This is a genomic window from uncultured Bacteroides sp., from assembly GCF_947632445.1.
GTDB lineage: Bacteria > Bacteroidota > Bacteroidia > Bacteroidales > Bacteroidaceae > Bacteroides.
The window spans coordinates 1-11,163 of the sequence record NZ_CANRPM010000074.1; the positions used below are offsets into that span (position 1 = coordinate 1).

Here is an 11,163-nt window from a genome sequence, read left to right on the forward strand (position 1 = left end):
ACCTGTCGCCTCTGTCAGCATTTAGTTGCTTCTGTCATTCAATGAATTACTCGATTTTTGTAGTTTTTTTCTGCAAAGGTAAAAAACTTTCCGCTTCCATTTCATCCTTCCGGCGGATTTTTTCCGTTTCCGGCATTTCCGTTGTTCTCCCTGCCGGTGACAGGCCGTTTCGGGAGTCTGCATGCCGATGCTCATATGCGGCCGACGGTTGTTGTAAAAGTCGAATAAACTCCGCAATCTGACGTTCTGCGTCCTGCCGGTCCTTGAAACACTGTGGCCGGACATAGACCCGCCCTGTCTTGATGGTTCCGTTCACCCGTTCCGCCACGGCATTGTCGGTGGGATGGTAGTCCTCCGTCATGCTGATGGCGATGTGGGGTTTCCGGAACTCGCCCACATACAGGTCGCAGCAGTATTGTATGCCCCTGTCCGAATGGTGGACCAGCCCTTCGGGATTGTCCCTGCCCGTTTGTACGACGGCCGCCCTGAGGGCTTTCAGCGTGAAGAAGGCGCTGAGCGGGAAGGAAAAGCGACCAGCTTACTATCGAATGGGAATAACAGTCGGTCACCAGATGCAGGCAGCAGCATCCCCCGTCCGTGTCGATGTAGGTTATGCCGCTTACCCACAGACGGTTTGCCGCATCAGGGACGCAGTCCTTTACCACGTTTTTCCATTTGTGGTAACGGTGGTTGGAGTTGGTGGTATGCCGACGGCGGGAAGGCTTTCCGAGCAGCTTGTGACTCGCAGGAGTTTCAGGAAGGCATCCCGGCCCGACATCCGTCCACGCCCGAACAGGTCGCACAGCATCAGCCACCAATGCCCGAATTGACCGAGCGTATCCCGGCGATGGCGCTGAGGATGCGGGACTCCCGGCGGAGAAGTTCCTCACCGTCCGACTTTTGTTGGTAATAGGCCTGTCTGCAATGGCCAAACAGTTTGCAGGCGGTCTTGACATTCAGGCCGTTCCGCCCGCAAAGTCGGGTTACTGTTCGGGCCCCGGTTTTTTTCGAATCTGAATCCCCTGTTCTTCGGCAATGTCAATCATCGTGTTCAGGGCCAGGTTCTGAAGTTCGGCATAGGGCAGGCATCCTTCAAGCTCCTTCAAACGTTTCTTGAGGGTTTCGTTCTCTTCTTCCGGAGGGGTTTTCTTTGTCCGTGCTACAGGGCCTGACGTTTCTTTTGCCAACGCCAAAGATACGAATTTTTTCTGCATTCCCATAGCGGTGTACCTGGGAAATTGTACCCGGCTTCACCCGGTAACGAAGACCCGGTTTCTCACGGGATGACTCTCCCGCCAAATACTCACGAACAATTTTCAGCCGCAATTCCAAAGGACTGCGCGGCAGACGTTGATAGTTTGCTCGCATAAATATAACACTTTTAACCTGTTGGTTGAATTAAATTAGTGCATATTTTATCTGTCCAATCGGACGATGATTAACGAAATTGACATATTGCATGAAAGTCATAGCGGCGATTTTACCGGCCATTCCGGTGAAAAGTCCGCAGGATTGCTTTGCGTAATTTCGTATCATCATAAAATTGTCGTTGGGCTGGGAGAACATGGTTTCAATCCGTTTTCGGAACTTTTTGTAAGCCCACGAAGGTTGGCGCCGGTTCTTTTGATTCAGCCTATATGGTACTTCGAGCGAGATGTTTGCCGTCTCAAAAAGATTTTTTTTGGACTTCGGCGCTGAGATAGCCTTTGTCACCGGGCATCATACAGTCGCGGTATTCCCAACGCACATCCTTGAGATAATGGAGGTCATGGATATTTGCAGCCGTCATGTCATAGGAGTGTATGACACCCCGTATTCCACAGACAGCATGGAGTTTATATCCATAATAATGCAATCCCTGCGCTGCGCAATAGCCCCAGTCGGGAGCGGTGTCGATATTGTCACGCCCCATCGTGCAGCGTTTTGCCCTTGCGTTCTGACACTCCTTTACAGGTTTGGAATCGATGCAGAACACATCCTCGGAGCCATCCATGGCTACGGCCACGTCCTTTCTGATTTCCTCGGCAAGGCGTGCCGTCAGCTTGCGCCGGACATTGAACTGCCTGCGGCTAATAAGGTTCGGCAGCTCATCCTTGCATTCATTGTGCAGACGATAGAACAGGAAATTCTCGCTGTCAAAGCCAAATGCTTCGGCGGTTATCCCGAGTGCAATGACTTCGAGGTCGGAGAACTTGGGCACAACCCCGCATCTGGGGATATTTCCGAGTTCATTTACTCGATTTCCGGCGAAATCTTTGCAGATTCCAAGAATTCTGACAAATTTACGATGAAGTTGCGCATAAGCAGACAGATAGTGGTTAGCGGTGTGGCACCACTAATTTACTAAAAATCCGCATATTGCGCAACTTTTTCATTTATAAATCCTTAAAATTCTAATTCGACCAACGAGTAACACTTTTAAGATTCTTAAAAGTGTCTACCTATTTTCAGTATAAGACATATTTTTAGACTAAGTACAAAAGTCCAATTCCCGAAAAAATATCTATTTTGCTTTCCACTTTCGGGGAAACATATTATATTTGTTTCCGAAAGAATTATTTGACAGCATAACAGTGTAAAACACTAAAATTTGTACGATTACTAAATCGTTACTTCTATTTCTTAGATACTGTTCCAAAAAATGTGTCCGGGGGGGGGGATAAAAAAGTCTACAGATTTTTTAGCTTTGTAAAGATCAAAACAAACAAAAACTAAAAAAGAGTAGACTTTATGGATTTCACAAAGGAACAACTTTCCGAGCTGATATGCAAGCATACGGAAAAAGGAAACGGCTTACAAGACTTGATGGAGATAATGCTTGGGTAGTGTTTCAAAACAACTGACCTTATTCTAAAACTTATCCCGAATTCAGGTTTTCTTGAAGAATAAGATATAAAAAGAAGAAGCACCGTGCATGGGCAGACGCTTCTTCTTTTTTAGGGTCTGTTCTTCATTTATTTCGCCAGTTCAGCAATTACCTTCATAATCTGCTGACCGATTTCTTCGGCTTCTTCCTGCGTATGGGCTTCGCTATACACGCGGATAATCGGCTCCGTATTGCTCTTGCGCAGGTGTACCCACTTTTCGGGGAAGTCGATCTTCACACCGTCGATGTCGTTGATTTCCTCGTTCTTGTAGATTTCCTTCACCTTGGCTAAGATGGCATCTACATCGGTGTCGGGCGTCAAGTCCACACGGTTCTTGGCCATGAAGTAGGCGGGGTAGGTGGCACGCAGTTCGCTCACCTTCTTGCCTTCGTGTGCCACGTGGCTCAGGAAGAGGGCGATACCTACCAGCGCGTCGCGTCCGTAGTGGCTGGCCGGATAGATGACACCGCCGTTGCCTTCACCGCCGATAACGGCACCTGCTTCTTTCATCTTTGTGGTTACGTTTACTTCGCCTACAGCTGACGCAAAGTATTTCTGTCCGTACTTGCGAGTTACGTCGCACAGAGCACGGGTAGAGCTGAGGTTGGATACCGTGCTGCCCGGTGTATGCTTCAGAATATAGTCGGCTACGCTGACCAGTGTATATTCTTCGCCGTACATACGTCCGTCTTCGCAGATGATGGCTAAGCGGTCTACGTCGGGATCCACTACGAAAGCTACGTCGTTCTTGCCGGCTTTCATCAGGTTCATAATGTCGCCCAGATTCTTTTCCAACGGTTCGGGGTTGTGCTGGAAGTTTCCGGTCGGTTCGCAGTAGAGTTTTTCCACATGCTTTACTCCTAATGCATCGAACAATTGGGGCAGGATGATACCGCCTACGGAGTTCACGCAGTCGATGGCTACGTGAAAATCGGCCTTGCGGATCGCTTCTACGTCGACGAGGTCAAGCGCCAATACGCTGTCTATGTGCTTCTGATTGTAGGTCAGATCCTTGCGGTAGGTACCCAACTTGTCTACTTCGGCATATTCAAAAGCCTCTGCTTCAGCGATGCGGAGCACCTCGTTGCCTTCTTCCTTGTTCAGAAATTCGCCTTTTTCGTTCAGCAGTTTCAAGGCATTCCACTGCTTGGGATTGTGCGAAGCTGTGAGGATAATACCGCCGCTGGCACCTTCCATAGTCACTGCCAGTTCGGTAGTGGGAGTAGAAGCCAAGTCAATGTCCACTACGTCCCATCCCATGCCCATCAGGGTACCTACTACCACATTCTTTACCATTTCGCCGGAGAGACGGGCGTCGCGGCCTACTACAATCTTGTTGCTTTTTACGGTACACGTTTTGCGGATGAGTGTAGCATAGGCAGATGTGAATTTCACGATGTCAAGCGGGTTGAGCCCCTCGCCTGCACTGCCGCCAATCGTTCCGCGGATTCCAGAGATAGATTTGATTAGAGTCATAGGTTATATGTTTAAAATGTTATTGGATTATGCCGGAATACTATCTGTATATCTGATATTTGGTAATGTCATAATAATAAGGATATACGTGTTGCATGGCGCTTTGATGTCCCATTTTCGAAGGAACAATCAGGCGTACACGGGCTTTATCGCGCACGTATGGCAAGGGAACCAACCAGCCTGCGGGTACAGCAGAACCATATGCCATATACATCATCCCCTCTGTGAAGATGCCGGCGATGGAAGATGAGGATACGGTATATTTGAATTCATCTACCAAATAAGAAAGAGTCAGATTACTCAGGATCGTATCTTTATCCAACAAGCTGTATTCCATAAAACGCACCAATACTAAGTCATTGTTCTTTATCGTGTCGGCCGGATTGTCCGAACCTTTATCTACAATTTGCATATAGACACCGCTGGACAGTTGTACGAATTCGTTTTTCTTGACGTCGGTAACCGAATCGTTGTCGAAGAATTCAGTCTGACTGATGACTTTTATTCCTTTCTCATTGATGAAATCCTCGATGGCATTATCTTCTTCTTCCAGCATCTCCGCGTATGTCTTCGTATCGTCACATGCCTGGAAACTGAAACCTACAGTCAGCAATATAAAAAAGAGTGATAAGAGTTTTTTCATTTAATCTAAGTTTGTATTTTCGTACAAAAGTACCTGATTCTCTTGAATATTGAAAAATACGAGAACAAAGTTCGTATCTTTTAACCTTTCCCCCGTTTTTATCCTTTGGCTGTAAGCAAAGGTTTGTATTTCTCCAGCGCTTGTTCAAAGACCTTTTGTGCTCCTTCCATAGTACCGCAGAACTCACCTCCCGCGGCATTCAGATGTCCGCCTCCGCCAAAGAATTCCGCTGCCAGCTGGTTGCACGGGAATTTGCCTACCGATCGGAGGGAAATCTTGATCATTGGCTTTTCGGTATCTTCGCGCAGGAAACATGAAAGAATGACGTTTTTAATGCTGAGCGGAATATTGACGAAGCCTTCGCTGTCGCCCCGAATATAGTTGAATTGCTTCTGCTCTTTTCCGGTGAGCGATATTAGGGCGGCACGGCATTCGGGATATACTTTCATTTGTGTCAGTACATATCCCATAAGACGCAAGCGGCTTTCGGAATAGGTATTGAACACTTTGCGATAAATGGCGTCCTTGTCTATTCCCTTCGAAAGCAATTCACTGATGATGAAGTAGATTTCACGATTGTTGGAATTGTAGGTAAACCCTCCTGTATCGGTCATCATTCCCGTATAAATACACTCCGCTCCCTGTTTGGTAATATCGCTGAAGTAACCCATGCAGCAGATCAGGCGAAAGACAAGTTCGGATGTAGAGGATATTCCCGGATGAGAAATGACGATTTTACAGAAGTCTTCGGGATGCAGATGATGGTCTATCAGGATTTTGCGTGCAGGGGAATTTTTAACTGCTTCAGCCATTGCGTCGATACGGTTCAAAGCGTTAAAGTCGAGACAACAGATGACGTCTGCTTCCGCAATGAGCTTGTCGGCAAATTCTTTGTAGCGGTCGTATTGCAGGATATCTTTACTGCCCGGCATCCATCGCAGGAAATCGGGGAAGGCGTTGGGTACAATGACGTTGGCCGTCTTGTCCTGTGAATTGAGAAAGTGCCACAGACCCAAGGAAGAGCCGATGGCGTCGCCGTCTGGACTTACATGGGTTACGATAACCATCCGATCCGCACGGTCCAGCCATTTGGCGAAATGGTCGATGTTCGCTTGGGCAATTATTTTGCTTAACATTTACCTTATTGTCTATTGATGTGAATATTGCGGTGGCAAAAGTACAAAAAAAGTTTGTTTTCGGCCGAGGAGAATGGCCTTATTTTGGAAGGCTCCGTTCCAAAAAGCCGTGCTATCGTTTTTTCATTACGCTATTGACTATCCGAACAGAAGAGACCAGCTTGTTGGTAGAAGTAAAGACGTCAACGTTCCATACATGCGACGAACGTCCTATGTGGACAATAGTCGCTACGGCGCGTACCGTATCTCCTTCGTGTGCAGAAGAAATATGATTACCGCTAACCTGCATTCCTACAACAAATTCGTCGGGCTGGCAAATCACCATGGAACCCAGTCCAGCAACAGTTTCGGCAAGCGCTAATGTGGCTCCGCCGTGAAGGATACCGAAGGGCTGGCGGGTACGGTGGTCTACCGGCATAGTAGCCTCTACGCGGTCTTCGGCTACATAGGTATATTGGATACCCAGATTCCCCATCAGGGCGTGGCTCCCTTGGGCATTCAGTTGGTCGAGTGGAATCTTGGTGGCGCGAATGTCGGCTAAAATCAGCTTCTCTACAGCTTGGGCCACTCCGTCGTTCTCGTTGGTACCTGTTGTATAGTCGGAGCAGATCTTCACGGAGTCAACGGAATTCCCCATTGCAACCCCCATACCGGCTAATTGGATCATGGCCACGTCGCATACACCGTCGCCAATGGCCATAACTTCATCGCGCTTGATGTCTAACTGTTCCAGCAAGACAGCCAACGTGTTGGCTTTGTCTATAGAACAGGGTACTACTTCCAGAAAATAGTCTTCCGAACGGAAAACATCCAATACGCCATCGAGACGCTTTTTCCAATGTTTTTCGAGCCCGATTAATGCTTCTGTGTCATCGCTCACCAGCATACACTTGCAAGGAGCAAAGTCTATCGCAGTAGAGAATTCGCTTTCTTCAATGATTTCCAGACCGTTCAGTACTGCTTCTTCTTTGACGTGCCTGTTGTCCGGCGTGTTAGTCAACAGGATGTTGTCGTGGTAAGTGAACAGGGCGAAGTTGTTCTTGACAGCCTTCTTTTCAATATAGGGCAGCATCTCTGGGTTTATTCTGCGTTCAAACAGGATTTGTCCGTTGCGTGCATCAATAATCTGACAACCATTGTAAGACAATATGAAACCACCGTAAAGGCCTAATTCCAGTGTTTTGGCTACCGGCATCAGTCCGTAGGTCGGTCTGCCCGATGCCAATACGATACGTACTCCCATTTGCTGTACTTTCAGCAATGCGGACAGTGTGCGTTTACTGATGGTTTTCTCTTCATTGAGAAGTGTTCCGTCCACATCCAGAACCAAAAGTTTATATTTCATAACTGCAAAATTTGATGTCCTTCAAAGATAGCCCGATTGTTTGAGCTTTCCGATTATTCGGTCATTAAAAAATGCAAAATGAATATTGTATGACGAAATGCCTCCGGCTTGTTTTCGGATACTTTATCCTTCCATGTTTCGTATCTCTACTTCTTTTACTTTGCGGAACAGCTCGGAAGCGAAAATGAAGTTGTTCAAACGTTCGTTGCTTGAGGTGAAAATGTCGTCTTTATTGCCCTCCCATTCTTTGCGTCCTTCATAAATGAAGATGATATTCTCCCCAATACCCATGACGGAGTTCATATCATGGGTATTGATGAGTGTTGTCATGTGATACTCGCGGGTGATGTCCTGTATCAGCCTGTCGATGACGAGCGAAGTCTTGGGATCGAGGCCGGAGTTGGGTTCATCACAAAACAAATACTGTGGATTGAGAGCAATGGCGCGGGCTATGGCTACACGTTTCTGCATACCACCGCTGATTTCGCTAGGATATTTGTCTTTGGCTTCGGCCAGATTTACACGGTCCAGACAGAACATGGCGCGGCGTGTGCGGTCGCGCAAGGTATCACTGCTGAACATGTTTAGTGGAAACATAACATTTTCCAATACCGTCATGGAGTCGAACAGGGCAGCACTTTGAAAAATCATTCCCATCTCGCGACGCAGGGCCTTCTTTTCCTTCTTGTCCATAATCAGAAAATTACGGCTATCATACAACAATTCCCCCTTTTCAGGCGTCAGCAGGCCGACTATACATTTCATCAGGACTGTCTTTCCCGAACCGCTTTGGCCGATAATCAGATTGGTCTTCCCGTTTTCAAAAGTGGCGCAGATATTAGTCAGTACATCTTTCCCTTCAAATGATTTGCAGATACTTTTCAGTTCTATCATGGTCAGAGATGTTTATTTGGTCAGTAATTGGGTAAGTATAAGGTCGGCAAAAAGAATTAGTACGCTGCTGGTTACTACAGCGTCGGTTGATGCCTTGCCTACTTCGATGGAACCTCCGTCTACCGTATATCCGTAAAAGGCGGATACGCTGGCGATGATGAAAGCAAAAAAGAGTGATTTGATGATGCTGCACCATACGTACCATTCGACGAACAGGTATTGAAGTCCGAACTCCAGGTCTGTGGCTGTCATGATCCCTCCGAACCAGCAGGTGCCGAAAGCACCAATGATACCGGCAAACGTACTGAAGATTACGAGCACCGGAATGATAGTGACCATGGCGATTATTTTCGGCAGGATAAGGTAACATGCGGAATTTACTCCCATAATCTCCAGAGCGTCAATCTGCTGGGTGACCCGCATCGTCCCCAATTCCGATGCAATATTCGATCCAACCTTACCGGCCAGTATCAGACACATGATGCTGGATGAAAACTCCAGCAACAGGATTTCTCGTGTTACGTAGCCTACAGTCCATCGTGGCATCCATGGGCTTTCGATATTGTATTTGATTTGTATCGTGATGACAGCGCCGATAAAGAACGATATCAGCAGTACGATGCCGATGGAATTCACTCCGAGTTGCGCCATCTCGTTGCAGTATTGACGGAAGAACATACGCATACGTTCAGGACGGGAAAAGGTTCGCCCCATCAGCATGATGTATCTTCCTACGGTTCTAAGTGCCTTAAACATAATTGGTCAAGTATTTGTTTGCAAATGTACGGCTTTATCTTTTATTTTTACTACATTTGCGGCAAATTAACGCAGGTATGGAAGATAGTAAAATGGTTCTTCGTACAGAAGATTTGGTGAAGAAGTATGGAAGGCGTACAGTGGTAAGCCACGTTTCGTTTAATGTCAGGCAAGGAGAGATCGTTGGTCTGTTGGGCCCCAATGGAGCAGGGAAAACGACCTCGTTCTATATGACCGTAGGTCTGATCACTCCGAATGAGGGACGTATTTTTTTGGACGATCTGGATATTACGGATTATCCGGTGTATAAGCGTGCTCAGACAGGCATTGGCTATTTGGCTCAGGAAGCATCTGTCTTTCGTCAGATGAGCGTGGAGGATAATATCGCATCGGTACTTGAAATGACCGATAAACCGCTGGATTATCAGAAAGACAAATTGGAAAGTCTGATTGCAGAGTTCCGACTTCAGAAGGTGCGTAAAAATAAAGGCAATCAGCTTTCGGGTGGCGAACGGCGGCGCACGGAGATTGCCCGTTGTCTGGCCATTGATCCCAAGTTTATCATGCTTGACGAACCATTTGCCGGTGTAGACCCTATCGCCGTGGAAGACATCCAGCAGATTGTTTGGAGGCTGAAAGATAAGAATATCGGCATCTTGATTACCGACCATAACGTGCAGGAAACGCTTAGTATCACCAGTCGTGCCTATTTGCTTTTCGAAGGTAAGATCCTGTTTCAGGGTACACCGGAAGAGCTGGCTGAGAACCAGATTGTACGTGAAAAATATTTAAGTAACAGTTTTGTATTGCGACGTAAAGACTTTATGGTGTAAGTTTTACATCCCGTAATATTATATATTAAAAATAACGTTATGAAGAATTTTACCTGTGTGCAGGATATCGGTAACCTGAAGACTGCACTTGCCGAAGCGTTCGAGATAAAAAAAGATCGGTTTAAATATGTAGAATTAGGACGCAACAAGACGTTGATGATGATTTTCTTCAACTCCAGTTTGCGTACCCGTTTAAGTACACAAAAAGCCGCCCTGAATTTAGGAATGAACGTTATTGTACTCGACATTAATCAAGGCGCTTGGAAACTGGAAACCGAACGTGGCATCATCATGGATGGCGACAAACCTGAACATTTGCTGGAAGCTGTCCCTGTGATGGGCTGTTATTGTGATATTATCGGTGTCCGTTCCTTTGCACGTTTCGAAAACAGAGACTACGATTACAACGAAGTGATATTGAACCAGTTCATCCAATACTCAGGCCGCCCTGTATTCTCAATGGAAGCAGCGACCCGTCACCCCTTGCAGAGTTTTGCCGACCTCATCACCATTGAAGAATATAAAAAGAAGGAACGCCCCAAAGTCGTAATGAGCTGGGCTCCCCACCCACATTCTCTGCCACAAGCTGTTCCAAATTCTTTTGCCGAATGGATGAATGCGACAGATTATGAATTTGTCATCACCCACCCTGAAGGCTATGAATTAGACCCGAAATTCGTAGGCAATGCCCGTGTAGAATACGATCAGATGAAAGCTTTCGAAGGCGCCGATTTTGTCTATGCCAAGAACTGGGCAGCCTACTCAGGCGACAATTACGGACAAATCCTGAGCTTGGATCGTGCATGGACGGTAAGCGACCGCCAGATGGCCGTTACCAACAATGCTTATTTCATGCATTGCCTGCCTGTACGCCGCAACATGATTGTAACAGACGAGGTCATCGAAAGTCCGCAAAGCATCGTTATCCCCGAAGCGGCCAACCGTGAAATTTCGGCAACTGTTGTATTAAAACGTCTGTTGGAAAGTCTATAATTCACTCCTTCAAAAAAATACCTTATTCCAAAATAATTTCATCCACGAACAGAAAACCCGGTTTTCTCTTGCCACCTGCCATAAGAAGGATTTCCTACATGGAAAGATTCTTTATCTTGACGTAGCGTGTCCTTGCAGGATCGGGTTCCTGCTTGTGGGTGTAGATTTGGTTGGGGCTTCAGTTTGGTTGTTATATTGGTAACTCGGCAGATTGTTTTCA

11 protein-coding genes and 1 pseudogene are annotated in these 11,163 nt (G+C 46.8%); 3 read left to right on the forward strand and 9 right to left on the reverse strand.

Annotation, left to right across the window (positions count from 1 at the left end; genetic code table 11):
• Positions 1 to 46 precede the first annotated feature (46 nt).
• Positions 47 to 397: an integrase core domain-containing protein gene (locus Q0Z70_RS11555; RefSeq protein ID WP_298074685.1), complete on the reverse strand. Its 351-nt coding sequence runs from the start codon at positions 395 to 397 to the stop codon at positions 47 to 49.
• A 22-nt stretch (positions 398 to 419) separates the two neighbouring features.
• On the opposite strand from Q0Z70_RS11555, the gene Q0Z70_RS11560 reads away from it, so the two are divergent.
• Positions 420 to 830 carry a hypothetical protein gene (locus Q0Z70_RS11560; protein ID WP_298074687.1) on the forward strand — a complete coding sequence of 137 codons (411 nt, stop codon included), beginning with the start codon at positions 420 to 422 and terminating at the stop codon, positions 828 to 830.
• A 153-nt stretch (positions 831 to 983) separates the two neighbouring features.
• Here Q0Z70_RS11560 and Q0Z70_RS11565 read toward each other — a convergent pair whose 3' ends face one another.
• The 8 genes and pseudogenes from Q0Z70_RS11565 to Q0Z70_RS11600 all read right to left on the reverse strand — a co-directional run bounded on the left by Q0Z70_RS11565 (position 984) and on the right by Q0Z70_RS11600 (position 9,117).
• Positions 984 to 1,214, reverse strand: a complete 231-nt coding sequence (locus tag Q0Z70_RS11565) for a hypothetical protein (RefSeq protein WP_298074689.1) — start codon at positions 1,212 to 1,214, stop codon at positions 984 to 986.
• A gap of 184 nt (positions 1,215 to 1,398) precedes the next feature.
• Positions 1,399 to 2,375: pseudogene (locus Q0Z70_RS11570) on the reverse strand (IS982 family transposase).
• 579 nt (positions 2,376 to 2,954) lie between these two features.
• Entirely contained in the window at positions 2,955 to 4,343 is a 1,389-nt protein-coding gene (glmM, locus tag Q0Z70_RS11575) for a phosphoglucosamine mutase (protein WP_298074691.1), read from the reverse strand.
• 40 nt (positions 4,344 to 4,383) lie between these two features.
• Entirely contained in the window at positions 4,384 to 4,986 is a 603-nt protein-coding gene (locus Q0Z70_RS11580; protein ID WP_298074695.1) for a DUF4827 domain-containing protein, read from the reverse strand.
• A gap of 98 nt (positions 4,987 to 5,084) precedes the next feature.
• On the reverse strand, positions 5,085 to 6,122 hold the full coding sequence (locus tag Q0Z70_RS11585) for a bifunctional oligoribonuclease/PAP phosphatase NrnA (RefSeq protein ID WP_298074697.1): 1,038 nt from the start codon (positions 6,120 to 6,122) through the stop codon (positions 5,085 to 5,087).
• Between the two features lie 112 nt (positions 6,123 to 6,234).
• Positions 6,235 to 7,467 carry a Cof-type HAD-IIB family hydrolase gene (locus tag Q0Z70_RS11590; RefSeq protein ID WP_298074699.1) on the reverse strand — a complete coding sequence of 411 codons (1,233 nt, stop codon included), beginning with the start codon at positions 7,465 to 7,467 and terminating at the stop codon, positions 6,235 to 6,237.
• A 123-nt stretch (positions 7,468 to 7,590) separates the two neighbouring features.
• Positions 7,591 to 8,361, reverse strand: coding sequence for an ABC transporter ATP-binding protein (locus tag Q0Z70_RS11595; RefSeq protein WP_298074701.1), 771 nt, complete (start codon positions 8,359 to 8,361; stop codon positions 7,591 to 7,593).
• Positions 8,362 to 8,373: 12 nt separating this feature from the next.
• Positions 8,374 to 9,117 (reverse strand): ABC transporter permease, encoded by a 744-nt coding sequence (locus Q0Z70_RS11600; protein ID WP_298074703.1) that lies wholly within the window; start codon positions 9,115 to 9,117, stop codon positions 8,374 to 8,376.
• Positions 9,118 to 9,194: 77 nt separating this feature from the next.
• On the opposite strand from Q0Z70_RS11600, the gene lptB reads away from it, so the two are divergent.
• Both lptB and Q0Z70_RS11610 read left to right on the forward strand, forming a co-directional pair.
• A complete protein-coding gene (lptB, locus tag Q0Z70_RS11605; RefSeq protein ID WP_298074705.1) occupies positions 9,195 to 9,950 on the forward strand; it encodes an LPS export ABC transporter ATP-binding protein in 756 nt (251 codons plus the stop codon).
• 39 nt (positions 9,951 to 9,989) lie between these two features.
• The gene (locus Q0Z70_RS11610; protein ID WP_298074708.1) at positions 9,990 to 10,943 is read left to right on the forward strand and encodes an acetylornithine carbamoyltransferase; all 954 of its coding nucleotides are present in this window, start codon (positions 9,990 to 9,992) and stop codon (positions 10,941 to 10,943) included.
• Positions 10,944 to 11,163 lie beyond the last annotated feature (220 nt).

What these genes read in the sequence shown, in the direction of transcription:
- Q0Z70_RS11560 (WP_298074687.1), top strand. Translation starts at nt 420, where the DNA reads ATGCCCCTGTCCGAATGGTGGACCAGCCCTTCGGGATTGTCCCTGCCC.
- Q0Z70_RS11565 (WP_298074689.1), bottom strand. Translation starts at nt 1,214, where the DNA reads ATGCAGAAAAAATTCGTATCTTTGGCGTTGGCAAAAGAAACGTCAGGC.
- glmM (WP_298074691.1), bottom strand. Translation starts at nt 4,343, where the DNA reads ATGACTCTAATCAAATCTATCTCTGGAATCCGCGGAACGATTGGCGGC.
- Q0Z70_RS11580 (WP_298074695.1), bottom strand. Translation starts at nt 4,986, where the DNA reads ATGAAAAAACTCTTATCACTCTTTTTTATATTGCTGACTGTAGGTTTC.
- Q0Z70_RS11585 (WP_298074697.1), bottom strand. Translation starts at nt 6,122, where the DNA reads ATGTTAAGCAAAATAATTGCCCAAGCGAACATCGACCATTTCGCCAAA.
- Q0Z70_RS11590 (WP_298074699.1), bottom strand. Translation starts at nt 7,467, where the DNA reads ATGAAATATAAACTTTTGGTTCTGGATGTGGACGGAACACTTCTCAAT.
- Q0Z70_RS11595 (WP_298074701.1), bottom strand. Translation starts at nt 8,361, where the DNA reads ATGATAGAACTGAAAAGTATCTGCAAATCATTTGAAGGGAAAGATGTA.
- Q0Z70_RS11600 (WP_298074703.1), bottom strand. Translation starts at nt 9,117, where the DNA reads ATGTTTAAGGCACTTAGAACCGTAGGAAGATACATCATGCTGATGGGG.
- lptB (WP_298074705.1), top strand. Translation starts at nt 9,195, where the DNA reads ATGGAAGATAGTAAAATGGTTCTTCGTACAGAAGATTTGGTGAAGAAG.
- Q0Z70_RS11610 (WP_298074708.1), top strand. Translation starts at nt 9,990, where the DNA reads ATGAAGAATTTTACCTGTGTGCAGGATATCGGTAACCTGAAGACTGCA.